This window comes from Rhizobium sp. AC27/96, from assembly GCF_001692325.1.
In the GTDB taxonomy this organism is placed as follows: domain Bacteria; phylum Pseudomonadota; class Alphaproteobacteria; order Rhizobiales; family Rhizobiaceae; genus Rhizobium.
Map to the genome: position 1 here is coordinate 16,072 of NZ_LXKN01000020.1, position 24,354 is coordinate 40,425.

Below are 24,354 nucleotides of genomic sequence, written 5' to 3' on the forward strand. Positions count from 1 at the left end.
GGCTGGAGCAGGGCGCCTCGCCATGCTCCAGCCTTTACGATTCTATCGGTGCTTTCAGTCGGGTGCCACGATCAATGCCTCGTCGATCTCTTCGGCCGGGGCACGTTCGCGGGCGAGCCGCCGGAGCGTGGCTGCGAGCAGGATGACCATCAGCACGAGCTCGACGGCAATCGCGGTCATGCCAGCTGCCTGGTAGTGGTTCGAAAATTGCAGAACCTGCGCGAACACGGCGCCCAGGATCGCCGGTCCCAGACCAAGCGAAACCTGCTGCATGGTGGCGAGCATGGCGCTACCGGCGCCGGCATGTTCATGCGGCACGTCTGCAAGTCCTAGCCGGTAAAAGCAATTGACGATCAATGCCTGGCCGAAGCCGATCAGAACGGTTGATGGTATGAGGTTGATGATGCTCGGCTGTGGCCACACCAGGTCCAGTGTCACGATGAGCAGGACAAGACCCGTCATCTGGATCAGGCAGCCGGTGACGAGCATGGCCTCGCGGCGCATGCCGGCAAGCTTGCGCGTCACAAAGACGGCGGAGACGAAATAGGACGCGCCGAGCGCGATCAGGGCATTGCCGGACTGCAGCGGCGTCAACCCGGCGCCTGCCTGCAGCGTCAGCGCTATGACGAACATGAAGCCGCTCCACGAGGTGAAGAAGATGATCGCGATCAGACCGCCGAAGCGCATGCTGGAGATGCGGGTGAGGGAGGGCGGCAGAATCGGGAAGGCGCCACGCTCCTCCTTGGCCCTCTGGATGCGCCATAGAAGTGCTGCCAGCGGCAGGGTCGGCACGAAGCCGAGCAGGCAGAGCCAGTTCCAATGGAGGGAGGGGCCGAGCGCCGTCGGCACCAGCACGGAGAGCGTCAGCAGCGCCAATGTCACCATGCCCGACCAGTCAACCGGCACCTTGCGGTGGCCGCGCGTTTCGGGGACGTAGCGCCACATGCTCACCAGGATCAGGATGCAGATCGGCAGGTTGATGAGGAAGATGCTGCGCCAGCCGGAACCGGCAATATCGGCCGATATCAGGAAACCGCCGAGAACCTGGCCGACAATGAAGGCAATACCGCCGATTGCGCCATAGAGCGCAACGGCGCGGGCATGGTCACGTCCGCTCAGGCTGACATGGATCGTTGCCAGCACCTGCGGCACCATGAGCGCGGCGGCAAATCCCTGCAGCGCACGCGCGATAATGAGGAAGGTAACGGATGTCGCCACGCCGCAGAGCAGTGAGGCAAGGCAGAACATCAGGACGGCCACACCGAACATGCGCCGGCGGCCGAAATTGTCGCCGAGACGCGCGCCCATCGCCAGGCAGATCGCGAAGGCAACGCCATAGGCTGAAACAAAGAGTTCGAGTTCGGTTTCACCGGCCTTCAGCGATACCGCGATCGCTGCCAGGCCCACGTTGATGATGGAAAAATCGAGCTGCAGCAGCAATTGCCCGGCGAGCAGGATCATCAGGCCGACTTGGCCGAGCCGGATTGGTGCGGATGACATGGGGACCTCAATGCGTTTCCGAAACAGAGTCCACAGGCTTCTATACCTATGCTAAACTGGTACAAGCCCTCTATTTAGACTGGTATAAGCAGTGTCAGGCTGGAGACTGGAAATGCACGGTACGCTCGATATATCCGCCAATCACCTGCCGTCACGGGCGCAGGAACTTGGCGAGATGTTGCGTCGGAAACGCGAAGCGCTCGACCCCAAGCGTCTCGGCATTGGCCGCGTCGGCCGGATTCGTACGCCGGGATTGCGGCGGGAAGAAGTGGCGGCGCGCGCAGATATCGGCATCACCTGGTACACGAAGCTCGAACAGGGCCGAGAGATCCGCGTATCGCCGCGCGTGCTCTTTGCCGTTGCTCATGCGCTGGAATTCAACGTATTCGAAACGGAGCACCTGTTCCGGCTGGCTGGCCTGCCCGTTCCGGCCCGGCTTGATAATCCGCGGGTCTGTGAACCGCTCACCCCGGCAAGCCAGCGCATTCTTGACCAGCTCTGTCCCTATCCTGCCGTCATCCAGACGAAACGTTACAATATTCGCGGCTTCAACGAGGCCTACCGCCGGCTCGTTGGCGTTGACCTCAATGCCCTCCCGCTGGAGGATCGCAACTGTATCTATCTGTCGCTGGTCAATCCTGCGTGGCGCGCGAGCCAGGCCGATCCCGACGAAGTGCTGGCGAGCATGGCCGCGCTTTTCCGGGCGTCGATGGCCGAGCATCGCGACGATCCGTCCTGGGAGCTGCAGCTGGAGCGCTATATGAGCGTTTCCGATCAATTCCGCATCGTATGGGATCGCTACCAGCTCAAGGCTATCGAGAATGTGGTGAAGCGCTTCCGCCTGGCGGACGGCACGATCCTTGCGCTTCAATCCAACAATTGGTGGGCAAGCCCAAGCAATGACGAGCGCATGATCGTCTACATGCCCGTTGACGATGCCGGCGCCGAGGCGCTGAAAGCGATGATGAAGCGCAAGCGGGCCTGCTGAGAGATAGAGCTGAGCGGCCTGGGGGCGATTGCCCGTGGCGCGAAGTTGGTGGATCTTCTGCAACCGGGTATTGAACCTTGAGGCAGGGCCGCTATTTTCGGCGCTGTAAACACGGGCGCGACGTTGAACCCCCAGGATCTTGCGAGGCTCAGGCTTCGCCCCTTGCTCTGCGGACGCCTACCGCAACCACTCGGAGTCTCAGGCAGACAATGACATTCCCCAATATTCAGCTTCCGCAGAGAGCTCTCATGCTTTCTCAGGGCGTCATCTCCACGCCGAAAGCCAGCTTTTTCTCGTTGCCGGTCCTCATCGCCCTCACTGCTTTTTTGGCGATCTCCGAAACACCGGGCATCTTGAGGGATTGGACGATCAACCAGAACCCCGTCGTGCTCGATAGCGGCGATATCCGCGATGGAAAATGCTCGACGAGAAAGGGCTTCTTTACCAACTGCTCTGCCCATCTCAACTATACCTATAAGGGTCAGAGCTATGACAAGGATGTCGAGATCATGTTCGTCGACATCCATTCCGGAGATTACGACACGAATCTCGTCATTTCCGGTGATCACCCGGACTTGGCCACCCTGAGCCTCGGGCTGGATATGCTCTGGAACCGGATCATAACGCTCGCCGTGTTTGTCGCCCTTCTTGGGGGTACCTGCCTTGCGATGATTTTCCTGATCCTGCGCGTCTGGCGTGTTCGCGGGCAATTGCGCGAGCCAGCCCGGCTCGAGCCGGTGCCGGTGGAAATCACGGGATTCGATCGGCGACGCCAGCGCTTGTCGGTGACCTATGCGGACAAGATAGGTGGAAGAAAGACCGGGCGAGCAGGCCATACGCATTTCGAGCCGGGGCAGGAGCCTCTGATCGTCGGCGAAAATGGCGGCAAGGCAGTCGGGCTTGCCGTCTGGCATGGGAACACGGCGCTCCCGGTGCTGCTGGATGAGCGGCTGGAGCGGATCGAGATGACGCCGGAGGAGCGCACGGCGGCACTCGCACCGCTGGCTGCCGAGTTGGGCGATTCTCGGCCGGGGCTCGTCGTGCAGGGAAAGAAGGGGTGGTCCATCAAGGCGCGGCTCGCAGCGGCCCTTCTCGTCATACTGCTGATCATCGGCGGTATTTTTGGCTACTGGCTTTGGTATGTGACCAGCGCAACGTCGCAATTTACGTCTCCCGCCATGGACATCAACAATATGATGCCGGAATCCGTCAACCGCTGGGGTTGCGACCAGCTGAAGAAGCGCTTCGGCGATCAGCGGGCGCCGTTTGGGTGCACCGCTTCCGACTATAGCAGCTGGAAGTGACGGCGGACCAATAGGGCGGCGGCCATCGCCGCGAGCGCGGGAAGAAGCAGGGTCTGCGGGCCTGCGGCTGCTATGTATCGTGGGGGCACTGACGTGTGCCCCCATCCCACGCGAGCTGTTATTTGGCTTGCGCAACACCCTGAGCAAGACAGGCGCGCCGACAGGCCCTGTCAACGAGCTAGTCAGGAAGCGCCAAGCTGACGAAGTCGGCCCATATTCAGCCCTTCGATTGTCATCCCAGCTCCGGCACGGCGCGGCTGACGATCTCGATAAAGAGTTTTAGCGCGCCTCCCGAAGGCTCGCTCCTGTGGGCAAGGTGAAGGGGCGCTACGAGCTGTGTCCTTCGATCCAGCGGCAGATAGGCGATGCCGTTCGTCTCAAGCCGCGTCATCGAATTCGGAATGATCGAAATGCCAAGGCCCGCTGCCACAAGGCTGAGGGTCGACATGAGGCGCGGTGCTTCATGCTTGACCTGCGGGCTGAATCCCGCGCGGCCACAGGCCGCTATGATCGCATCGTAAAATCCCGGACCGGACGGGCGCCGGTACAGAATGAAGGACTCGTCTGCCAGGTCGGACAGCTGGATCGGCGACGTGCGTCTCGCTCCCTTGACGACAAGGCGATGACTGTCGGGCAGCGCCACGAACATCTCCTCATCGAGGATTTTGGACACGGATAGTCCTTTCGACTGCTCGACCGGCGAGCGGACGAATGCAACGTCGATCAGCTGTGCCCGCAGCGCCTCGATGAGATCGCTGGTGCTGGATTCCTCGAGCTTGATCCGCACGCCGGGGGAGATCTCGCCAAGCGAACGCACCGCCGTCGTCACCAGCGGATGGAAGGCGGCAGAGCTGGTGAAGCCAATGGCCAGACTGCCTTCCTCGCCGCGCGCATTGCGGCGCGTTGCTTCCACGGCAAGATCGACGTCTTGCAGAATGATGCGCGCGCGGTCGACGAATGTGCGTCCCGCCTCGGTCAATGCCACGCCGCGCGGCAATCTTTGGAAGAGCGTCGCCCCGACCAGATCCTCCAGATTTCGGATTTGCTGGCTAAGCGGCGGCTGTTGGATGCCCAGCCTCTCGGCGGCACGCGTGATATGACCCTCATCCGCGACAGTCACGGCGTAACGAAGATGTCGAAGCTCAATCATGTCATATCCTGAAAGTATGCAATTAGCATTATTCATATATTAGACATGCAGGCGAGAGAAGTTTAAATTCTCCGTATCGCAGTGACCTAAAGACAGGCCGATCCATGGATACTCTTTCTCTTCCCCACCAAAGCCAGCGTCTCTCTCCCACCGTGACGGATCTGTTTTGGGGATTCTTTACTCTCGGCCTCACGGGTTTTGGTGGCGTTCTGCCACTTGCCCGAAGAATGGTTGTCGAGAAACGCCAGTGGCTTTCAGGTGAGGAATTCTCCGAACTGCTCGGGCTCTGTCAGTTCCTGCCCGGCGGTAACATCATCAACATGTCGGTTGCCATCGGCCTGCGGTTTCAAGGCGTTGCCGGCGCTCTGGCTGCTCTGTTCGGTCTCATCGCGGCGCCGACGGCGGTCGTCATCGCCATGGGTATCTTTTACGACCAGTTTCACGACAATCCCTACGTCACGCATATGTTCGCGGGCCTGGCTGCCGCGGCCGCGGGGCTTCTGATTTCCATGGCCATCAAGATCGTCATGCCGCTTCGCAAGCGGCCTGTGGCGATCGCCGTCGCCGTGTTGTGTTTCATCGCGATCGCCGTCCTCAAGCTTCCTCTGCTGCCGACCATGCTGGTGCTGTCTCCCATCAGCATACTGGCAACCTGGAGGTTGGAAGCATGACATCCGACCTGATTGATCTGGCTACCATTTTCACACAGCTCTCGCTTCTCGCCTTCGGTGGTGGAAATTCCATTCTTCCGGAAATGCATCGCGAGGTTGTCGACATCCATCACTGGATGACAGCCGAGGAGTTCGGCGCCCTCTTCGCCCTGGCTCAGGCGGCTCCGGGCCCGAATTTGATGGTGGTTCCGCTGGTCGGCTGGCATGTCGCCGGATGGGCCGGCGTGCTGGTGAGTTCGGCGGCGAAGTTCGGCCCTTCGTCGATCGTCACCGGCATCGCGCTGCATGTCTGGACCCGCTTCAAGGATCGGCCATGGCGCAGGATCGTCCAATCCGGGCTGGTGCCGATGACCGCAGGCCTCGTGACGGCGAGCGCCGCAGTCATCACTGAGGCCTCGGCGCCCAATCTCGTCCTCGCGGCAGTCGCGGCCGTGTGCGCCATCGTCCTGACAAAGACCAGCATACATCCGCTGTTCGTTCTGGGAGCGGGAGCGTTGATCGGGCTGAGCGGTCTCGGGCAGATCTGAGGGATCGAGGCTCGACGGTGAGCCAGCGAATATTCGCGCGAGTGCGTCGGCCTATGCCGCCTTATGGAGCAAGGGGAGTTTTATGCGCACGCGCGCTCCCTTCCATGGGCCGGTCAAGATGGTGATGCTGCCGCCGTGCAATTGTGCGATCTGGCGCGAGAGATTGAGCCCAAGGCCCGCACCGCGAGAGCGCGGATGCAGGCGGTAGAAGGGCTCGAAGACATTGTCGTGCTCCTCCACCGGAATTCCCGGGCCTTCGTCCTGTACTTCCAGGCCTCCATCCCGGTCGACCGCAACGGTAATTGTGCCCTGGCCGCCGCCGTGTTCGATGGCGTTGCGGATGATGTTTGCAAGTGCCTGCTCGATCTGGAGTTCATTGGCCTCGACGTCCACCCGGCCTTGCGGCGGCTCGAAAGCGAGATCGTAGCCGGCCTCGATCGCCAGCGGCGCGAAATCAGCGGCAACACGGCCGGCAAGATCGACAAGATCGATCAATTCTCGATGGTCCGTCGGGCGCTCCAGCGATTGATGATCCAGCAATTGCTGCGCCAGATGGGAGAGGCGTTCGATATCCTGCCGCAGCCGCAGGCTCTCAGGCTCCTCCTTGAGCAATTCGGCGCGTGTGCGCAGGATGGCGATGGGCGTGCGAAGTTCATGGGCAGCATCCGTCAGGAAGCGGTTGTGACTGTCGATGCCCTGGGCAAGGCGGGTCAGAGCCTGATTGAACGCATGGACCAGCGGCACGATCTCCTGAGGCACATTCCTGACCGGCAATTGCATCGCGCGCGTCTTGAAGTCGATGCGTGCCGCCTGGTCGGCGGTGCCAACCAGGCCCGCAAGCGATCGACGCACGACGGCCGGCGTCGTCATCAGGGTGGTTACGCCCATGGCCAGGATGATCGGCAAAAGCACGATGCCAAGGAAGAACAACAGGCCAGGGAAGACCCGGGCCCAGTCGACGGTGCCGTCCGGTTTGCGGGCAAGGTTGACGATGGCGGTAATGCTGATGTCGAAGCCTTCTGCGTCGGCCCGTGAAAAGAATGTCGAGGTGACGACCTGGACGGTCCCAACCTTGGTATCGACTTTTTGGACAAGGGCTTCCGGGCGCATTTCCTGCCCGTCATGCTTGCCCGCAAAGCCGATACTCGCATGGTCGACGGCGGTAAGCAGGCCCCCAATTTCGCGATCATAGTCGGGCGGGGCCGCGCCCACGCGCGCAGTCTGGCCCGTGGCATCGTGAATGACGTACCAGACCTTGGGATGTTCGGCGCGAAATTGCGCAAGTTCGCTGGTGTCGTTCACGATCAGCCTGCCAGCCTTGTCGCGATCGATCGCGCCGACAATGGCGGTAACGGCTGCTTCATTGTCGACCATGAGCCGCGGTTTGACCACGGATAGCACCACGATCAGCAGGATGATGAAGAAAACCAGCATCGCCGCCTGGAGCAGGATCAGCCGCCACACCAGGATCCATTGCAGGGAGCGGGCGCGTGCCGGCTTCATGTCGCGGCTCGCAACAGATAGCCGAGATTGCGAACCGCGCGGATCTCAATGCCGGCAGCGACATCGTCCAGCTTGCGGCGCAGCCGGGAAATATGGGCATCGAGCGCATTGGAGCCGATCTCGTCGTCCAGCGCATAGACCGCCTCCTCGAGCATGTTGCGCATGATGGTGCGGCCGGGCCGGCGGATCAGCGTTTCCAGCACCAGGCGCTCACGACGCGGCAGGTCCAGGGGTTGATTGTCGATCAGCGCCTCGCGATGACGGAAATCATAGGTAAGACGGCCGACGACAGTCTGATCCGCCCGCCGGATATAGGGACGCCGCTGCAGGGCTCTGAGCCGAGCGACAAGTTCTTCGCTGGCGAAGGGTTTGCCCATATAGTCGTCCGCACCGGCATCGAGCCCGGCGATACGCTCGCGCAGCCCGCTCATGGCCGTGAGCGCAATCACCGGAGCCTCGATATTCAGCGCCCGCAGCCGAGGGATCAAGGATAGGCCCTCGCCATCCGGAAGGCGTCTATCGAGAACGATGGCGTCATAGGCGCCGAAGCGAACCATGGCTTCTGCGTCGGCGAGGTTGGAGGCGTGGTCCACCACGAGATCCTGGCGCTTCAATGCTGTCTTCAGCACGGAGGCCATTTCCGGTTCGTCCTCGACTAGCAGGATGCGCATGGGATGTCTTGCCTGACCTTGGTTCGCGGCGGTTCCACAAAGGCAGTGGTTCTAGAATCCAAACATTGCATCGGCATTACAAATGCCTGGCTGCTTCGCGGCGGAGCCGGAGGAGGGGCTCGATGCGTGGGTATCTGCATCAGATTTGCCCGTCCTTGCTGGCCTCTGCATTTTTCTGGTTAACCGCGGCTTCGGTTTCAGAGATCAGCCAATCGATGAAGGCTTGGGCAGCGGGAGCGATCTTGCGGTCTTTCTGTGTCACCAGCCAATGCGCTGTTCTGGTGGAGGTGATCGTCTGCGGAAACGGCTGTACCAGGCGTCCGGTTCGCAAGTGATCGGGGATGAGCAGCATGCGTCCTATCGCGATGCCCTGGCCGTCGAGCGCCGCCTGCAGGGTGATGTTGTAGTCGGTGAGTTGAATGCTGCGGGCCTGAGAGAGATCCAGCCCCACGGCGGAGGCCCAGACCTGCCAGTCGACAGGTTTCTTGGCGAACAGCAAGGTATGGCGCAGCAAATCCTGCGGCGTCACGATGGCCCCACCCGACTGCAGGAGCATCGGGCTGACCACGGGGCTAAGTTGTTCGGCCATGAGCAGCCGGGCATCGACTCCGGCCCAGCTTCCGTCGCCATAGCGAATGGCGATATCGGTCTCGCCGGCCGCGACATTGGCGACACGCAGCGACGGGTCAAGCTCGAGATCGATGTGCGGATGGCGAGTTTGAAATCTGTGCAGGCGCGATACGAGCCAGTTTGCGGCGAAGGAAGGCAGCAGGCTGATGCGGACCACATTGCGCCCGCTCTTGCTGCGCAGGTCCGAGGTGGCGGCCGTGATCAGGCGCAATGCATCGGCGGTTCGCGTGCGATACTCCTCGCCCTCGGCAGTCAAAGCAATGCTGCGTGCCTTGCGTACGAACAGCGGCAGACCGAGAAACTCCTCCAGCTGGCGGATGTGATGGCTGACCGCGCTTTGCGTGATGAGCAGTTCCTCGCCGGCCCGCCGAAAGCTCATCAGCCGCGCGACGGCCTCAAAGACTCGGAGCGCCTGTAATGGCGGCAAGGTGGTGGAGGAACGCATTCGGTTCAATGCTTTCGTGGGCATGTGATTGGGTCGGCCATCAGTCTATCGACTTGATCAGACATTAGCCAGATCGATCAGTGAAGTCGGTGTTTTGAATTGGATCTGTCAGGGCAGTGCGGCCGATAATACCGCCGGAGAGACAGCAGGAGATGATGATGTTAGCCACCATAGCGGAGAAGCTTGCAACCCTTGGCCACACACTACCGGTCGCATCGGTGCCGGTTGCCAATTACGTGTCGTTTGTCCGTGCGGGCAATCTGTTGAGCATATCGGGACAGATCAGCCGTATTGATGACGAGAATGCCGTGCTCGGTATTGTCGGTGCCCCTGTTTCCATTGATGAAGGCCGCAGGGCCGCAGAGATCGCGGCAATCAACGTGCTGTCCCAGATTGCGGCCGCAACGGATGGAGCGATCGCCAGCGTACGTCGCATCGTTCGCCTGGGTGTTTTTGTGGCTGCAACGCCTGAATTCAACCAGCACCCGCAGGTCGCCAATGGTGCATCGGATCTCATGGTTGCCGTGTTCGGTGATGCCGGACGTCATAGCCGTGCCGCCGTCGGCGTCAGCTCGTTGCCCCGCGGTGTCGCGGTCGAAGTCGACGCGCTTGTCGAGCTGGAGGGCTGACGGTGGCCCAAACGCTCGATATCGAACAGCTGCGCTCGGAAACGCCGGGCTGTGCCACCGGCACGCATTTCAATCATGCGGGCTCCTCATTGTCCTCGAATGCTGTGCTGGCGGCCGCGACGGAACATCTGCGACGTGAGTCGCTTCATGGCCCGATGGAAGCAGCAGTCAATGCTGCGGGCCTCATCGATGAGGTGAGGGCGGATGCTGCCGGCCTGGTTGGCGCGACGTCTGCTGAAATTGCCTTTGCCAGCAGCGGATCCGCCGCATGGGGCCTGGCCTTTGCCGCTCTGCCGCCACTCGTTGCGGGTGATCGCATTCTGGTTGGCCGTCAGGAATGGGGCGGCAATCTATCGACCATGCAGGCGGCGGCCAGAAGGGCAGGGGCGCGCATCGAGACCATTCCCGCCAACGAAGACGGCAGCGTGGATGCCAGTGCCCTCGCCAATATGATCGACGATCGCGTTCGTCTTGTTGCCCTGACATGGCTTCCGGCCAATGGCGGGCTCATCAACGATGCGGCTGCCATCGGCAAGGTGACGAGAGCGGCTGGCGTTCCCTATTTCATCGATGCGGCGCAGGCGCTCGGCCAGCTTCCCGTGGATGTTGGCGCCATTGGCTGCGACATGCTCAAGGGCTCGGGCCGGAAGTTTCTGCGCGGACCGCGCGGCGTTGCAGTTCTCTATCTGCGCAAGGCATTCCTGGAGAAACTGGAGCCAGCCTATCTCGATGTCCTTTCGTCATCATGGGGAGAGGACGGACCCAATGTGCGGACGGATGCACAGCGCTTCGAGACAAGCGAAAAGCCCATTGCGTTGCTGCTGGGGCTGGGGGCCGCGCTGAAGCAGGCGCGCCACCTCGGCGTCGATGTCATCCGCCAGCGGATCAAGGATCTTTCCGGGCAGTTGCGGGATCAGCTCGGCTCTATTCCCGGTGTCACTGTCCAGGATCTCGGGACCGAGAAATCGGGACTGGTCTCATTTACCGTGGCCGGCGTTGCGCCGCAGACTATTCGCAGCAAGCTTGCGGAAAAACAGATTGCAATTGCGGCAAATGGCATACCTTACACTCCGCTTGACATGACTGCGCGCGGCCTTACCGAGATTGCGCGTGCGTCGGTGAGCTATCTGAACACAACGGATGAAATCGACCGTCTTTGCGACCATATTGCTGCTCTCGCGCAGCGGGCGGCTTGACGGAAAAAAGGACAGGTGAAGACAGGATGGATCTGGGAATCAGGGGCAAGCGGGCAATTGTCTGCGCGAGCTCGAAGGGGCTCGGTCGTGGCGTTGCCGAGAAGCTGGCGGAAGCGGGCGTCGACCTGACGTTGAATGCGCGCACGGAATCCGTGTTGCGCGCGACGGCAAGGGAGATTGCCGATACCTATGGCGTCAAGGTGCAGATCGTTGCGACGGATGTCACGACAGAGGAAGGCCGCAAGGAGCTTCTGGCCGCCGAACCGCAACCGGATATCCTGGTCAACAATGCTGGTGGTCCGCCCGCGGGCCTCTGGTCGGATTGGGGCGAGGAAGAGTGGCTGAGCGCGGTCAATGCCAATATGCTGACGCCGATCTACCTGATGAACGCGATCCTGCCCGGCATGATCGAGCGCCAATGGGGCCGCGTGGTCAATATTACCTCCGGCTCGGTCAAGTCGCCCATTCCCCAGCTTGGATTGTCGAATGCCGCTCGCGGCGGTCTCACCGGTTTTGTGGCCGGAACGGCACGACAGGTGGCGCGCCACGGCGTAATCATCAACAACCTGCTACCGGGCTCGCATGAGACCGATCGGATCAGGGGATTGCTGGAGAAGACCTCGGAAACAAAAGGCATTTCCATCGAGCAGGCCCGTGCTGAAGCCCATGCCGCCAACCCGACCGGCCGGTTTGGCACCAAGGAGGAGTTCGGCGCCGCCGCCGCGTTCCTCTGCAGCCAGTATTCGGGCTTTATTGTCGGGCAGAACCTTCTGCTTGACGGTGGCGCCTTCAATTCGACATTGGGATGAAAGCGCTCGCCGTCGCCCGAGCCTCTTCTTCGCAGGCCCGGTCGCCTTGCTCAATCGCCTGTCCGCGGTGACGTGGGCAGGCAGAGCGCTTCCCTATGCGGTCATTGATGATGCAGCACGCTCAGGCCACCGTCCACGGTCAGGCTCGTGGCATTCATGAACGGGCATTCGTCCGAGATCATGAAAACGGCTGCAAGCGCGATCTCCTGCGGTGATGCGATGCGCCCACCCGGATGCAGCTTCATCGTCTCCGCCTTAGCCTTCTCCGGATCGGGAAAGCTGTTCCAATAATCGACGGCCTTCTGCGTGGCGACATAGCCGGGCGCGAGCGCGTTCACGCGCACATTCTTCGGCGCATATTCGATCCCCAGTGACTTGGTCATGCCCAGAAGCGCGTGCTTGGCGAGCGGGTAGGGGAAGGTGTGCGGAATGATCGTGAAGGCATGGGTCGAGGCGATGTTGAGGATGACGCCGCCACCGCGAGCGATCATGTCAGGCAGGACGGACCGGCAGCAATTCCAGGCGCCCTTGAGGTTGATGTCGAAGCAACGCTGCCAGTCTTCGTCCGTCGTCTGCAACGGTTCGGCAAAGACGTTGACCCCGGCATTGTTGACCAGGGCGTTGATGCTGCCGATCTCGCCGGCGGCTTTGGCCACGGCTGCGCGCACCGCTTCGGCATCGGTAATGTCGGCGGCCTGGTAGCCAAGCCTGGCGCCGCTTTCCTTCAGTTTGCCGGCCGCCTGCTGCAGAAGGGTCTCGTCGCGGTCGATGAGGAAGATGCTGGCATCCTCGGCTGCACAAGCCTCGGCGATGGCTAACCCGATCCCTTGGGCGGCTCCGGTAATGAAGACGCGTTTTCCAGAAAGGCGATTTGGCATTCGGCATTCCTCTTTCAGTTTGGCCCGGCAATCCGGGTGGTGATCCGGTCGCGAATTATTCCGGATATCTTTGCGGCTGCAGGTGGATCGATCCCGCAAGGATTTCCCCCGGTCGCAGGATCTTCAAGTCTCCCAGGTCGGGAAGGTTATGACCGTTTGCGATATGGGTCATCGGCTCGAAACAGAAATAATCCTCGCGAAAACTCGGGTTGAAGCTTTTGTCGGGGATGAAGATGAATGCATGCCTGACCGATGTGTCGGCAGTCAGTCGCAGGCTGGCATGTCTCTCCGGCCAGATGATCTCCGCCTTGCCGCTCCATTCCTCGAAACCGTTGTTGACCCAGCGACGCGGCAGCGGCGAAGGCTTGGAGAAATCGAGATCGGCAGGAATGTCGGCGCGCTCTCCCGGCAGCCAGCCCTCGGTCTCCGTCCAGAATCGCTGTGCTGGTGCAAGGAGGGTCGTTTCAGGGGTGAGCGGGAAATAGGGATGCCAGCCCAGCCCGAAGGGCAGCGTGTCCTTGCCGGTGTTCTTGACGCTCATATGAAGCGTCAACCCGTGGGATGAGAGGGTTATGGTCTGTTTTGCCTCGTAGCCATAGGGCGTATCGCCCTCCGGGTGAAGAAAGCCGATCTGCAATTCGTCCATGCTGCGGTTCAGAACAGACCATTCTGTCCGCCAGCCATCGCCGTGCAGATAATGGGGATCCGAAGCCGTGTTCGGTCGAAGGTTATAGTCGCGTCCCTCGAATACGAAGTGATTGTTTCTCACGCGATTGCCGAAAGGCACGAGGGGGTAGCAGGCAGAAGATGACGGATCGGCATCATCCGCGGGCCTCAATAGGGCGATCCTGCTGCCATCCACCATCCAGGAATAGTCAAGCAACATGCCGCCGGAAGTTGATATGCGCGCTGAAAGTGCGCCGTTCTGCAAATCGATAATGGCCACTAAGCGATTGCCTTCCTCTCGCAAATCAAAGCCGGTGCCGAATGGATCGATATCCAGTTTGGCACCGATATATATGATTTATTTTCTCTATTCTTCCAATTTTTCACGGATTTCATCCGCAATTCCCCATGAATCGCACGTTCATAATGATATCGTACAGATATAAGCTGCGGTATCGATATAAAAATCATACACAAATATTGACTGGTATGATGTTTTTTCATATTCAAGGCTTCGGGTCCAGTGGACTGCAGGTACGGCTTAATTGTTATACAAATAATTGAATCGTATTACAATATAACTTAGGGAAGTCGAGCGGTTCCCCAGGAGATGGATGGGGACGCGCAAACAAAGGGAGAGAGATCATGCGCTTTTTCAAAGCGGCAATCCTTGCCGGCACCTTTGCCGTTCTGGCTGCCGGCTCCGCTTTTGCGGAGGACGTCAAGATCGGTTTCATCGTGAAGCAGCCCGAGGAGCCCTGGTTCCAGGACGAATGGAAATTCGCTGACCAGGCCGCCAAGGAAAAGGGCTTTACGCTCGTCAAGATCGGCGCCGAAGATGGCGAAAAGGTCCAGTCGGCGATCGATAATCTCGGTGCGCAGGGCGCTCAAGGCTTCATCGTCTGCACGCCGGACGTCAAGCTTGGGCCGGGCATCGTCGCCAAGGCCGCAGCCAATCAGCTGAAGCTCATGACGGTGGACGACCGGTTGGTCGATGCCCAGGGCAAGCCGCTGGAAGACGTTCCGCATATGGGCATCTCCGCCACGAAGATCGGCGAAACCGTCGGGCAGGCAATCGTCGACGAAGTCAAGAAGCGCGGTTGGGACATGAAGAATGTCGGCGCGATCCGCGTCTCCTATGACCAGCTGCCGACGGCCGTCGACCGCGTCGAGGGCGCGATCTCGGTATTGAAGGCCGCGGGCTTCCCGGCCGCCAACATCTATGATGCACCGCAGGCAAAGACCGACACCGAGGCCGCGCTCAATGCCGCCACTACGGTTCTCAACAAACATGCCGACGTCAAATACTGGGTTGCTTTTGGCCTCAATGACGAAGCGGCTCTTGGCGCCGTGCGTGCCTCTGAATCCGTTGGCATTCCGGCGGCCAATGTGATCGCGGTCGGCATTGGTGGTGCCGATTCGGCAATCAATGAGTTCAAGAAGCCTTCCGCAACCGGCTTCTTCGGCACGGTCATCATTTCACCGAAGCGTCACGGCTACGAAACGGCGCTGAACATGTATGACTGGATCGCCAACAGCAAAGAACCGCCGAAGCTGACGCTGACCTCCGGCTCGCTTGCCTTGCGCGGCGACTATGAGAAGGTTCGCAAGGATCTCGGCATCGAATGATCATCTGCTCAAGATGAGTGTCGTCCCGGCGGCGCGTATGCCGCCGGGTATTTTTTCGATGGAGCGAAGATGGATTTCCTCGAATTCAAGAGCATCTCCAAGGGCTATCCTGGGGTCCAGGCGTTGTCCGACGTCTCCTTCGGCGTGAAGAAGGGCGCGGTACACGGATTGATGGGCGAAAACGGCGCCGGCAAATCCACGCTGATCCGCGTGCTTTCCGGCGATCAGGCGGCGGATACGGGCAGCATCGTCATCGATGGCGTGGAGCAGAACTATAGTTCCGTCCGCGATGCTTTTCATGCCGGCGTCATCGTCATTCACCAGGAACTCCAGCTGGTGCCGGAGCTGACTGTTGCCGAGAACCTCTGGCTCGGACGTTTTCCCGGCAAGGCCGGCATCATCGACGGCAAGACCCTGGTGGAGACGGTTCGCACCAGGCTCAAGGAAATCGGCATCGACGTCGATCCCGCGGCCAAGGTTTCCTCGCTTTCGATCGGCGCCCGCCAGATGGTGGAGATCGCCAAGGCCGTCATGGTCGATGCGCGGGTGATCGCGCTTGATGAACCCACCTCGTCGCTGTCTTCACGCGAAAGCGAAATCCTCTTTTCCCTGATCGACAGGCTGAGAGCCAAGGGCACCGTCATCATCTATGTTTCGCATCGCCTGGATGAGATCTTCCGGCTCTGCGACAGCCTGACCGTCCTTCGCGACGGCAAGCTTGCGGCGCATCACCCTGACATTGCGAAGACGACGCGCGAGCAAATCATCGCGCAGATGGTCGGCCGCGAGATCAGCAATATCTGGGGTTGGCGCGACCGGCCGTTGGGCGATGTCCGTCTCGATGTCAGGACGCTCTCCGGTTCCAAATTGCGCAACCCGATCAGCTTTTCCGTTCGCAAGGGTGAAATTCTCGGCTTCTTCGGTCTCATCGGCGCGGGACGAAGTGAAATGGCGCGGCTGCTTTACGGCGCAGACCATCGCCACCAGGGCACGGTGACCATCGATGGCGTTGGGGTTTCGCCCAACAATCCGAAGGCTGCCATCAGCGCCGGCATGGTTCTCTGCCCGGAAGACCGCAAGTTTGACGGCATCATCCAGGGGCGGTCGATCGAAGAGAACATCGCGATCTCTTCAAGACGGCATTTCTCGCCCTTCGGCCTGTTGAACGCCAAAAAAGAGGCTTCGGTCGCGGAACAGTTCATCGCCAAGCTCAGGGTTCGCACACCCTCCCGCAAGCAGGACGTCGTCAACCTCTCGGGCGGCAACCAGCAAAAAGTCATCCTCGGCCGGTGGCTTTCGGAGCAGGGCGTGAAGGTGCTCGTCATCGACGAGCCGACGCGAGGCATCGATGTCGGCGCCAAGTCGGAGATCTATGAGATCCTCTACGAGCTGGCGGCCGGCGGAATGGCGATCGTCGTCATCTCCAGCGAGCTTCCCGAGGTCATGGGTATTTCCGATCGCATCATGGTCATGTGCCAGGGCCGCATCGCCGCCAATGTCCCACGGGCCGATTTCGACGAGCGCAGCATTCTGACCGCGGCTTTGCCCGACAAGAATGCCGCCGGCACACTATAATTCAGGAACGATATGATGAACTCGGTGAAAAAAATTCTTCTCGGCGAACAGGGTCTGGTGGTGATCTTTGCGATCGCCTTCGTGATCGTCTCGCTCTTCGTTCCGAGCTTCCTGACGGAACGCAACATGCTCGGCCTGCTGCAGTCGGTTGTCACGATCGGCATCGTCGCCTGCACGATGATGTTCTGCCTGGCCTCGCGCGATTTCGATCTGTCGGTCGGCTCGACCGTCGCCTTTTCCGGTATGGTCGCCGTCATGGTGTCGAATGCGACAGGCTCCATCCCTCTTGGCCTGCTGGCCGCGCTGATCTGCGGCGGCTTCGTCGGCGTCATCAATGGCGTGGTGATTGCCAAATTCCGCATCAACGCGTTGATCACCACGCTGGCGACGATGCAGATCGTTCGCGGGCTTGCGCTGATTGCCTCGGATGGCCGCGCCGTCGGCATCAACGACCCGGCCTTCTACCAGCTGGCGCTGTCGCGCTTCCTGACCGTGCCGACGCCGATCTGGATCATGGGGCTGCTGTTTATCGTCTTCGGCTTCGTGTTGAACCGCACCGTCTTCGGCAAGAATACACTGGCGATCGGCGGCAATCCCGAGGCTTCACGGCTTGCAGGCGTCAATGTCGTCAACATGCGCATCTGGATCTTTGCATTGCAGGGCCTTGTTTGCGCCATTGCCGGCATTCTGCTCGCCTCGCGCATCACCTCGGGTCAGCCAAATGCGGCAACGGGGCTCGAACTCTCCGTCATCTCAGCCTGTGTGCTTGGCGGCGTATCTCTTGCCGGCGGCCGCGCGGCGATGACCGGTGTAATCGTCGGCGTCCTCATCATGGGCATCGCCGAAAACGTCATGAACCTGCTCAACATCCAGGCCTTCTACCAATATCTGGTGCGCGGCTGCATTCTGCTGATTGCCGTTCTGCTTGACAATCTGCGCTCGTCGGCGGCAGGGCATCGCGCCCGCTAGTCAGGATCAGATTCTCCGGGAGAAGCTTGGCGGACTTGCTGTTGCGCATTGATGCCTGGGCGTGGCGTGCCTCATGATCGTCACCGGGTCAGCGGAAGGGAGTGCAAGTGATGAGTACGCGTTTGGAGTCGTTGCGGACGACACAGGGCGGCGGCGCGCCCGAGCAGGGAAAGCGCAGCGTGCGCGAGGAACTGCTGAAGAAACTCATCGGGCAGATTGTCTCGGGCGCTCTGGCGGAGGGCTCGATCCTTCCCAATGAAGCCGAGCTTTCCGAGGTCTACGGCGTCAGCCGCACCAGCCTGCGCGAGGCCATGCAATATCTGTCGGCGCTGGGAATCGTCCGCTCTCGCACGCGGGCCGGCACCACGGTGCTTCCGCGAGAGAACTGGAATTACCTGGATCCGCTGGTTCTCGATGCGACCCTGGCACTCAGTAATGATCGCAGCTTCTACGATTCCCTGCTTGACGCTCGGCAAGTGCTCGAGCCCGCTGCCGCTGCACAGGCGGCCGCCAATGCCACCGCAAAGCAGCTCGCGCAGATCGCCGAGGCGTTCGAGGATATGGTCGCCGCCAATGCCCGCGACAACGAGGCATGGAGCCAGGCGGATCTGGAGTTTCACACCGCCATCATCAATGCCAGCGGCAATTGGGTTTTCCGTCAATTTGCCACCGCCATCCGCGCAGCCCTGCTTGCAAGTTTCCGTCTGACCAACCGGGCCAGCCAGTCGCATGAATATGCGATCGCCCGGCATCAGGATGTTCTCGATGCCATCCGCATGCGCCGCCCCGACGCTGCTCGCTTCGCCATGGAGCAGTTGATCGGAACGGCCAGGATGGAGCTTAGCGACGCCCTGCGTGCTGCCAAGCCAAAGGAACTGTCGGACTAGGCCGCGATCGCCTGCAAGCAGCCAGAGGCCCGATTTGCGTCCGTGCATCTCAGGCAAAGCGAATTTGACAAACTTTGCCAAAATCAGCTAGCTTGGAGGCAATATGGAGGTTCGAATGGCCACGATGAACGTATCCCTGCCGGATCCGATGAAGGATTGGGTCGAGGCGCAAGCCAGGACCGGGCGATATTCCAATGCCAGTGACTATGTGCGCGACCTTATTCGCCGGGACCAGGCGCGCAGTGACAAGATTGCCGCCATGCAACGCTTCGTCGACGATGGTCTGAACAGCGGCGTTGGCAGCCGGTCGAAGGACGAGCTCTTTGCCGCGGCGGTTACGCGTGCGGAAACGACGCGCGACAGCAAATAATGGCCTTTATCCTTTCTGCCGCAGCGGAAGAGGACGTCATTGCGATCGCCGAGCAAGGTGTCCACATGTTTGGATTGGCTCAAGCCAGGCGTTACCATGACGAGCTTTTCGCCGTGCTGGACCTGATTGCCGAAAGCCCGCGAATGGCACGCGAGCGAGAAGAAATTTCGCCGCCGGTCAGGATACATCCATTCAAAGCCCATCTCGTCGTCTACCGGATCGAAGAAAGCAGCGCCATTTTCGTGATCAGAATACGCCATGGACATGAAGACTGGATCGGCGATCCCGCCTAAAGCATTTCCAGCAAAAGTGCGCAGCGGTTTTCCGTCCGGAAATGCGTAAAAACAAAGAGATAGAGCCCTTTCACGATTCGAAGAAAAGCGAAAGGGCTCTAGGAGCCGCTTTCGAGGCTCCGCATTTCGGCATCCATCCAGCTGCAGAATTGTCGGACGGCTCTCGATTCGGAGCGGCGCTGGTAGCGATATGTTCCGGTCTCGACCGGCTTATATCCGGGCAGGATGACAAGCGCGCCCGATTTCATTTCCCGGCCTGTGAGAATCGTCGGTGCCAGCACCGTCCCGAGACCGGCAACGCAAGCGTGCAGCGCCGCATCGTCCGTGTCGAAAGCATGGGCGAGGGAAAGGCTCGACAGCGGAATGTCAGATGCTTCGCACCAGAGCTTCCAGTCCCAATTTCCGACGGAGCATTGAAGTGCCGGTATGTCTGAAATGGCGATTTCCCGACGATTGGCGGCCTTTACCAGCAAGCTCGGAGAAATGACGGGACGGCGCAGGTCGCTTGCAAGAAAGTCCCAGCCCTCGGCTGCTTCCGCCGCCCGGAAATAGCGGATGCTGACATCGGAGTCGGGAACGACCGGGAAGCCCCGCGCGGAACTCGTCTCCACGCGAACGCGCACCTGCGGGCAGAGCGTGCGAAAACGATCAAGCGACGGGATGAGCCAGCGCAGCGCGAGCGATGTGGTCGCGTGGACGCTGATCTCGTTTTCATCGCGGTAAAGGGCATCCGCCGAACGCTCGATGAGCCCGATCGCCGGCGCCACCTGCTGGTAGAACCGCAGTCCCAGGTCGGTGAGGGAGACGGTGTTGTTGCCCCGGTGGAAGAAGTTCACCCCGAGCTCATCCTCGAGCTTCCTGAGCTGGTGGCTGACCGCGCCGGATGTAACCCCAAGTTCGGCGCCCGCGGCCGTCAGGCTGCCGGTGCGGGCTACGATCGCGAATACCCTGATGGCATTAAGGGAGATGCGATGCTTTTCCAGCATGAATTTTTCTCAAGCTCCCCTCAAATTCCTCGTTTGAGTGCCGTCCGAAAATCAAGCACAAGCTGGCGCATAAAGCCGCTCAGAATAAGCGATATGCTCGAGAAGATCCACGCCAATGCCAGAGCCATAGCATGAGCGGGGACCGAAGCAGCATTAATTTCTTTATTCTTGGCGATTGAGGAAGACGCCGCCTTTTCCTTGTTTTGGCGGAAACAAAAAACTACTCGTTTCCAAAGGTTCCTGATGCCTTCCCTTCCACACCGCTATCGCGACTTGATCGTGTGTTCCGCACCGATTGCCCGGATGCCGTTCCGCTCGCCGACAGCCCGTGTCGTTGCGGCACTGTCACTCACCCAGCTCATCGGCTGGGGCGCGACCTTCTACCTGCCGGCGGTCACCGGCCCGGCAATGGCCGCAGAGTTGGCCATGGCGCTCCCCATGGTCATGGCAGGGCCGACGGTCATGCTTGTCGTCATGGCCATCGTGTCCTGGCCGCTGAGCACCATCTTCGAGCGCCACGGCGCACGCCCGGTCATGGCTTTCGGATCTCCTCTTGGCGCCGCCGGCTTGCTGATCATGGGCCTAGCCTATGGCCCGGTGTCCTATATCCTGTCGTGGACCATTCTCGGCCTGGCCGGCGCCTGCATGCTAACCACACCGGCGCAGATCGCGGTAACCGAGATCGCCGGTGAAAAAGCACGCCAGGCGCTCGGCGTGCTCATTCTGGCGGGTGGGCTGACCTCCACCATCGTCTGGCCACTGACCGGACTTTTGCAGGATCAATGGGGCTGGCGCACGACGACCCTGACCTATGCCGCAGCCATGCTGTTTGTCTGCATGCCGCTGCATTGGCTCACGCTTGCACGCCGGCCCCGGGAGCAATCGGCAGCTAAGGCGACAAGCGAGCCCGCCCCCATCGACAGGCCGAGTTTCCTCCTACTGGCCATGAGCTTTGCCGGCAACGGCTTCATAACCTGGGGATTTGCCCTCACCATCATCATCCTGTTCGAGGCAGCGGGCCTCGATCACGCCAGTGCGTTGACGGCCGCAGCCTTCATTGGCATTGCGCGATGGGCCGGGCGCGGGGTCGATTTTCTCGGCGGCCGGCGCTGGTCCGGCTTCCTGACCGGCCTTGTCGCCTCTGCCCTGTTTCCGCTGAGCTTCGCCGTCCTTCTCCTGACCAGCAGCTTTGCCGGCGCCATGCTCTTCGCATTGCTCTACGGCATTGCCAGCGGCGTCACCGCGGTTACCCGCGCCACGCTGCCGTTGCAGATCTTCCCCAGTGATACCTATGCCCGCGCATCGGCACAGCTGGCGGTGCCGCTCAATCTCTCCTATGCCGCTGCCCCGCCTCTCTTTACCGCCATCATGACGTATTGGGGTCCCCACGCCGCCCTGTGGCTGGCCCTGGCCATATCGATCGTCGCCTTCGGGACACTTCTCGGTCTTTCGTTGCTGCACAACCAAACGAAACAGGCATCGCAGGCGAATTGAATTCAGAGGCGAATACATCTTCGCCTCCGCCATCAAACCACTGCATCAAGGCGTCGCGGAATTTATCCAAAATCGATATGAATTCATTCCATTTATGTGGATTGTTATATGACCGAATGAATTGCATCCATGGGGCATCCAGCCGGCAGGCTTGAAAGTTCGTTTCTTTTCGCGTGCGGGGAGGTGCCCAGATGACGATGAATGCTGACGTTCCACTTTACATCGGCGGCAGCTGGCGGAGGACTGCGGAGACCTTGCCGATCATCAATCCGGCGACCGAGGAGATTATCGGAACTGTCGCCGTTGCCGGGCCGCAGGATCTTGAGGATGCGCTGGCCGCTGCAGCCGATGGATTTCGCAGCTGGAGCCGCACCTCACCATGGAAGCGGTCGGAAATTATCCTGAAGGCTTGTGCGCTCATGCGCGAGCGGTCGGAGGACATCGCTCGATCGATCACGGTTGAAAACGGCAAGTCGCTTTCCGAGGCGCGGCTCGAGGTCATTCGCGGCTGCGAGTTCTTCGAATGGGATGCCGGCGAATGCGTCAGGCTTTATGGCCGCGTCATCCCGAGCGAGCCGGGCATCCGCTATACCGTCGTTCACGAACCCATCGGTCCTGTCGCGGCCTTTTCGCCTTGGAATTTTCCGATGAGCCAGCCGGCGCGCAAGATTGCCGGCGCTATTGCCTCCGGCTGCTCGGTCATCATGAAGGCTTCGGAGGAAACGCCAAGCGGGGTGATGCATATTGCCAAAGCATTTGAGGATGCCGGCCTGCCGGCGGGTGTGTTGAACCTCGTCTTCGGCATTCCAGCGCAAATATCCGAATTCCTCATCCCTCGGCACGAGATCCGGATGATCGCCTTCACCGGCTCCACCGCCGTTGGCAAACATCTGACCGAGATTGCCGCCCGCCACATGAAGCCGGCTCTGATGGAACTCGGCGGCCACGCCCCTGTGATTGTCTGCGATGACACCGATCCGGTCGCGGCCGGTATCCTCTGTGCCAGCCGCAAATACCGCAATTCCGGCCAGGTCTGCACCTCGCCGACGCGCTTCTTCGTCCATGAGAGCATCTATGAGCGCTTTACCCAAGCTTTCGTGGAAAAGGCTCAGTCGATCAAAGTCGGTGACGGTCTCGACCCGGCAACGCAGATGGGCCCCGTCGCCAACGGCCGCCGCATCGAGGCGCTGCAGGCGCTGGTCGATGATGGTCGCGCGAGAGGTGCCAGGATCCTTTGTGGCGGCCACAGGCTGGAAAGGCGCGGTTACTTCTTCGCCCCGACGGCAATCGCCGAGCTGCCCGATGATGCCCGCGCGATGCGCGAAGAACCCTTCGGTCCGTTGGCGCTGATCAACCCGGTCCGCTCCATCGACGAGGCGCTTGAAAAAGCAAATTCACTGCCTTTCGGCCTTGCGGCCTACGGATTTACCCGTTCGGCCGCCAATGTCGACAGGATCGTGACGTGCCTTGAGGCTGGTAATGTCTCGATCAACACACTCGAAGCATCCCGTGCCGAAACGCCGTTCGGTGGTGTGAAGGAAAGCGGCCTTGGCCGCGAGGGTGGAAGCGAGGGTATCCTCCACTATATGATCGTCAAGAACATCTCGCATCTCATAGAGTGAGCGCGCGTCTCTTCCATCGGCACGTGCTAGCGGGACGCCGATGAGGGAGAGCGCATGGCGGTCAGCGCCCTTTGATCATCGCCAGCAGCGCTTGAGAAAGAACCGTCTCTTCGCTTCGCAATTCCATGAGGATATCGAAGTGATTGCGGCCGGATATTTCGAGCGTTTGCAGCGGATAGCCAAGTTCGCTCCAAGCCTCGGCGAATGCGGTTGATTGGCGCTTGAAGCCCGGAGCTTCCTTCTCCGCCCAGACCACCAGTATCGGGCATCCAAGCGGTGGCAGATGCCGAATGGGGCTCAAACTATCCACCTGCTGCTCATCGAGCGAAAGCCATTCCTGCGGAAAGCTGGCGGCCAGCGGTGCAAGCTCGAACAGGCCGCTCATCGGCAGGGCTGACTTGACGACGTTTACAGGGACACCAAACTCTTCGTGCCATCCGCCTCCCAGCAGCATGCCGGTGAGGTGACCGCCAGCCGAGCTGCCGCCGATATGGATGCGGTCGCGATCGATGCCATAGCGGCCGGCATTCTGCCAGAGGAAGGCGAGAGCGCTGCGTACTTCGCGGACGATCTCGGAGAGGCTGACGGTCGGCGCAAGGCGATAATCGACGACAGCCGTCATGATGCCGGCCTTGGCGAGCATTCCGGCCATCATCGCGGAATCGTGCTTGGATAGTGCCCGCCAATAGCCGCCATGAACGAAGAGGAATACGGGGCGTAGTCCGTCGGCAGTCTCGGGTCCGAAAATGTCGAGCGTCTGATTGCTTTCGCGATCATAAATGATATCGGCAAAGCGGAGCCAGTCACCGCGTACCTCGTCCGAGGTCTCACGATAGGCACGCATTTCCTCAGGGAAATTGTCACCGACGGTGGCACGCGCATTGTAATCGACATCAAGCCGTTCTCGCGGCCAGGTCCCCTCTGATATCAGCGCGCTGGCGAAACGGTTCATCATTTTCTCC

Annotated in this window: 24 protein-coding genes; 15 read left to right on the forward strand and 9 right to left on the reverse strand. The window is 60.6% G+C overall.

The features are described from left to right. Positions 1-54: 54 nt before the first annotated feature. Positions 55-1,500 (reverse strand): MFS transporter, encoded by a 1,446-nt coding sequence (locus A6U86_RS18830; RefSeq protein ID WP_068394296.1) that lies wholly within the window; start codon positions 1,498-1,500, stop codon positions 55-57. A 112-nt stretch (positions 1,501-1,612) separates the two neighbouring features. On the opposite strand from A6U86_RS18830, the gene A6U86_RS18835 reads away from it, so the two are divergent. Continuing rightward, entirely contained in the window at positions 1,613-2,488 is an 876-nt protein-coding gene (locus tag A6U86_RS18835) for a helix-turn-helix transcriptional regulator (protein WP_068394298.1), read from the forward strand. 248 nt (positions 2,489-2,736) lie between these two features. Next, on the forward strand, positions 2,737-3,792 hold the full coding sequence (locus A6U86_RS18840; RefSeq protein WP_244510003.1) for a hypothetical protein: 1,056 nt from the start codon (positions 2,737-2,739) through the stop codon (positions 3,790-3,792). Positions 3,793-4,024: 232 nt separating this feature from the next. On the opposite strand, the gene A6U86_RS18845 is transcribed toward A6U86_RS18840, so the two are convergent. Then, positions 4,025-4,942: a LysR family transcriptional regulator gene (locus A6U86_RS18845; protein ID WP_083196904.1), complete on the reverse strand. Its 918-nt coding sequence runs from the start codon at positions 4,940-4,942 to the stop codon at positions 4,025-4,027. 104 nt (positions 4,943-5,046) lie between these two features. Here A6U86_RS18845 and A6U86_RS18850 point away from each other — a divergent pair, with 104 nt between their 5' ends. Continuing rightward, entirely contained in the window at positions 5,047-5,613 is a 567-nt protein-coding gene (locus A6U86_RS18850; RefSeq protein WP_068394304.1) for a chromate transporter, read from the forward strand. Beyond that, positions 5,610-6,140, forward strand: coding sequence for a chromate transporter (locus A6U86_RS18855; protein ID WP_068394306.1), 531 nt, complete (start codon positions 5,610-5,612; stop codon positions 6,138-6,140). The genes A6U86_RS18850 and A6U86_RS18855 overlap by 4 nt, the downstream gene beginning before the upstream one ends. A gap of 51 nt (positions 6,141-6,191) precedes the next feature. Here A6U86_RS18855 and A6U86_RS18860 read toward each other — a convergent pair whose 3' ends face one another. The 3 genes from A6U86_RS18860 to gcvA form a co-directional block, all read right to left on the reverse strand. Further along, on the reverse strand, positions 6,192-7,643 hold the full coding sequence (locus tag A6U86_RS18860; protein WP_068394308.1) for a HAMP domain-containing sensor histidine kinase: 1,452 nt from the start codon (positions 7,641-7,643) through the stop codon (positions 6,192-6,194). After that, positions 7,640-8,314 (reverse strand): response regulator transcription factor, encoded by a 675-nt coding sequence (locus tag A6U86_RS18865; protein ID WP_068394310.1) that lies wholly within the window; start codon positions 8,312-8,314, stop codon positions 7,640-7,642. The genes A6U86_RS18860 and A6U86_RS18865 overlap by 4 nt, the downstream gene beginning before the upstream one ends. Positions 8,315-8,453: 139 nt before the next feature. Beyond that, a complete protein-coding gene (gcvA, locus tag A6U86_RS18870) occupies positions 8,454-9,389 on the reverse strand; it encodes a transcriptional regulator GcvA (RefSeq protein ID WP_068394312.1) in 936 nt (311 codons plus the stop codon). A 158-nt stretch (positions 9,390-9,547) separates the two neighbouring features. Between gcvA and A6U86_RS18875 the strand changes: the two genes are divergently transcribed. From A6U86_RS18875 to A6U86_RS18885, 3 genes are read left to right on the forward strand one after another with little or no spacing between them, the layout of a single operon-like run. Next, complete coding sequence (locus A6U86_RS18875; RefSeq protein ID WP_068394413.1) at positions 9,548-10,018, forward strand: RidA family protein; 471 nt, start codon at positions 9,548-9,550, stop codon at positions 10,016-10,018. A gap of 2 nt (positions 10,019-10,020) precedes the next feature. Next, the gene (locus A6U86_RS18880; protein ID WP_068394314.1) at positions 10,021-11,214 is read left to right on the forward strand and encodes an aminotransferase class V-fold PLP-dependent enzyme; all 1,194 of its coding nucleotides are present in this window, start codon (positions 10,021-10,023) and stop codon (positions 11,212-11,214) included. A 26-nt stretch (positions 11,215-11,240) separates the two neighbouring features. Then, positions 11,241-12,023, forward strand: coding sequence for an SDR family oxidoreductase (locus A6U86_RS18885; RefSeq protein ID WP_068394316.1), 783 nt, complete (start codon positions 11,241-11,243; stop codon positions 12,021-12,023). 101 nt (positions 12,024-12,124) lie between these two features. Here A6U86_RS18885 and A6U86_RS18890 read toward each other — a convergent pair whose 3' ends face one another. Then, positions 12,125-12,901, reverse strand: coding sequence for an SDR family oxidoreductase (locus tag A6U86_RS18890; protein ID WP_068394318.1), 777 nt, complete (start codon positions 12,899-12,901; stop codon positions 12,125-12,127). A 55-nt stretch (positions 12,902-12,956) separates the two neighbouring features. Continuing rightward, positions 12,957-13,847, reverse strand: coding sequence for an aldose 1-epimerase (locus A6U86_RS18895; protein WP_068394320.1), 891 nt, complete (start codon positions 13,845-13,847; stop codon positions 12,957-12,959). Positions 13,848-14,212: 365 nt separating this feature from the next. On the opposite strand from A6U86_RS18895, the gene A6U86_RS18900 reads away from it, so the two are divergent. The 6 genes from A6U86_RS18900 (at position 14,213) to A6U86_RS18925 (ending at position 19,290) form a co-directional block, all read left to right on the forward strand. Beyond that, positions 14,213-15,196, forward strand: a complete 984-nt coding sequence (locus A6U86_RS18900; RefSeq protein WP_068394322.1) for an arabinose ABC transporter substrate-binding protein — start codon at positions 14,213-14,215, stop codon at positions 15,194-15,196. Positions 15,197-15,265: 69 nt separating this feature from the next. Next, positions 15,266-16,771, forward strand: a complete 1,506-nt coding sequence (araG, locus tag A6U86_RS18905; protein WP_068394324.1) for an L-arabinose ABC transporter ATP-binding protein AraG — start codon at positions 15,266-15,268, stop codon at positions 16,769-16,771. A gap of 15 nt (positions 16,772-16,786) precedes the next feature. Beyond that, entirely contained in the window at positions 16,787-17,740 is a 954-nt protein-coding gene (gene araH, locus A6U86_RS18910) for an L-arabinose ABC transporter permease AraH (RefSeq protein ID WP_068394327.1), read from the forward strand. A 110-nt stretch (positions 17,741-17,850) separates the two neighbouring features. Next, the gene (locus A6U86_RS18915; RefSeq protein ID WP_068394329.1) at positions 17,851-18,627 is read left to right on the forward strand and encodes a FadR/GntR family transcriptional regulator; all 777 of its coding nucleotides are present in this window, start codon (positions 17,851-17,853) and stop codon (positions 18,625-18,627) included. Between the two features lie 115 nt (positions 18,628-18,742). Next, the gene (locus A6U86_RS18920) at positions 18,743-18,997 is read left to right on the forward strand and encodes a type II toxin-antitoxin system ParD family antitoxin (protein ID WP_068394331.1); all 255 of its coding nucleotides are present in this window, start codon (positions 18,743-18,745) and stop codon (positions 18,995-18,997) included. Beyond that, positions 18,997-19,290 carry a type II toxin-antitoxin system RelE/ParE family toxin gene (locus A6U86_RS18925; RefSeq protein ID WP_068394333.1) on the forward strand — a complete coding sequence of 98 codons (294 nt, stop codon included), beginning with the start codon at positions 18,997-18,999 and terminating at the stop codon, positions 19,288-19,290. Before A6U86_RS18920 ends, A6U86_RS18925 begins: the two co-directional genes overlap by 1 nt. Positions 19,291-19,388: 98 nt before the next feature. Here the strand turns inward: A6U86_RS18925 and A6U86_RS18930 are convergent, their stop codons facing one another. Beyond that, a complete protein-coding gene (locus A6U86_RS18930) occupies positions 19,389-20,276 on the reverse strand; it encodes a LysR family transcriptional regulator (RefSeq protein ID WP_068394335.1) in 888 nt (295 codons plus the stop codon). A gap of 243 nt (positions 20,277-20,519) precedes the next feature. On the opposite strand from A6U86_RS18930, the gene A6U86_RS18935 reads away from it, so the two are divergent. Continuing rightward, complete coding sequence (locus A6U86_RS18935) at positions 20,520-21,770, forward strand: MFS transporter (protein WP_244510004.1); 1,251 nt, start codon at positions 20,520-20,522, stop codon at positions 21,768-21,770. Positions 21,771-21,967: 197 nt separating this feature from the next. Then, a complete protein-coding gene (locus A6U86_RS18940) occupies positions 21,968-23,392 on the forward strand; it encodes an NAD-dependent succinate-semialdehyde dehydrogenase (RefSeq protein WP_141683748.1) in 1,425 nt (474 codons plus the stop codon). Between the two features lie 61 nt (positions 23,393-23,453). On the opposite strand, the gene A6U86_RS18945 is transcribed toward A6U86_RS18940, so the two are convergent. Beyond that, positions 23,454-24,344: an alpha/beta hydrolase gene (locus tag A6U86_RS18945; protein WP_068394341.1), complete on the reverse strand. Its 891-nt coding sequence runs from the start codon at positions 24,342-24,344 to the stop codon at positions 23,454-23,456. Positions 24,345-24,354: the final 10 nt, after the last annotated feature.

Coding starts and splice junctions, on each gene's coding strand:
- A6U86_RS18945 (WP_068394341.1), bottom strand. CDS start 24,344: ATGAACCGTTTCGCCAGCGCGCTGATATCAGAGGGGACCTGGCCGCGA.
- A6U86_RS18900 (WP_068394322.1), top strand. CDS start 14,213: ATGCGCTTTTTCAAAGCGGCAATCCTTGCCGGCACCTTTGCCGTTCTG.
- A6U86_RS18855 (WP_068394306.1), top strand. CDS start 5,610: ATGACATCCGACCTGATTGATCTGGCTACCATTTTCACACAGCTCTCG.
- A6U86_RS18830 (WP_068394296.1), bottom strand. CDS start 1,500: ATGTCATCCGCACCAATCCGGCTCGGCCAAGTCGGCCTGATGATCCTG.
- gcvA (WP_068394312.1), bottom strand. CDS start 9,389: ATGCGTTCCTCCACCACCTTGCCGCCATTACAGGCGCTCCGAGTCTTT.
- araG (WP_068394324.1), top strand. CDS start 15,266: ATGGATTTCCTCGAATTCAAGAGCATCTCCAAGGGCTATCCTGGGGTC.
- A6U86_RS18835 (WP_068394298.1), top strand. CDS start 1,613: ATGCACGGTACGCTCGATATATCCGCCAATCACCTGCCGTCACGGGCG.
- A6U86_RS18925 (WP_068394333.1), top strand. CDS start 18,997: ATGGCCTTTATCCTTTCTGCCGCAGCGGAAGAGGACGTCATTGCGATC.
- A6U86_RS18845 (WP_083196904.1), bottom strand. CDS start 4,942: ATGATTGAGCTTCGACATCTTCGTTACGCCGTGACTGTCGCGGATGAG.
- A6U86_RS18915 (WP_068394329.1), top strand. CDS start 17,851: ATGAGTACGCGTTTGGAGTCGTTGCGGACGACACAGGGCGGCGGCGCG.
- A6U86_RS18840 (WP_244510003.1), top strand. CDS start 2,737: ATGCTTTCTCAGGGCGTCATCTCCACGCCGAAAGCCAGCTTTTTCTCG.
- A6U86_RS18935 (WP_244510004.1), top strand. CDS start 20,520: ATGCCTTCCCTTCCACACCGCTATCGCGACTTGATCGTGTGTTCCGCA.
- A6U86_RS18875 (WP_068394413.1), top strand. CDS start 9,548: ATGTTAGCCACCATAGCGGAGAAGCTTGCAACCCTTGGCCACACACTA.
- A6U86_RS18865 (WP_068394310.1), bottom strand. CDS start 8,314: ATGCGCATCCTGCTAGTCGAGGACGAACCGGAAATGGCCTCCGTGCTG.
- A6U86_RS18920 (WP_068394331.1), top strand. CDS start 18,743: ATGGCCACGATGAACGTATCCCTGCCGGATCCGATGAAGGATTGGGTC.
- A6U86_RS18890 (WP_068394318.1), bottom strand. CDS start 12,901: ATGCCAAATCGCCTTTCTGGAAAACGCGTCTTCATTACCGGAGCCGCC.
- A6U86_RS18860 (WP_068394308.1), bottom strand. CDS start 7,643: ATGAAGCCGGCACGCGCCCGCTCCCTGCAATGGATCCTGGTGTGGCGG.
- araH (WP_068394327.1), top strand. CDS start 16,787: ATGAACTCGGTGAAAAAAATTCTTCTCGGCGAACAGGGTCTGGTGGTG.
- A6U86_RS18850 (WP_068394304.1), top strand. CDS start 5,047: ATGGATACTCTTTCTCTTCCCCACCAAAGCCAGCGTCTCTCTCCCACC.
- A6U86_RS18930 (WP_068394335.1), bottom strand. CDS start 20,276: ATGCTGGAAAAGCATCGCATCTCCCTTAATGCCATCAGGGTATTCGCG.
- A6U86_RS18885 (WP_068394316.1), top strand. CDS start 11,241: ATGGATCTGGGAATCAGGGGCAAGCGGGCAATTGTCTGCGCGAGCTCG.
- A6U86_RS18940 (WP_141683748.1), top strand. CDS start 21,968: ATGAATGCTGACGTTCCACTTTACATCGGCGGCAGCTGGCGGAGGACT.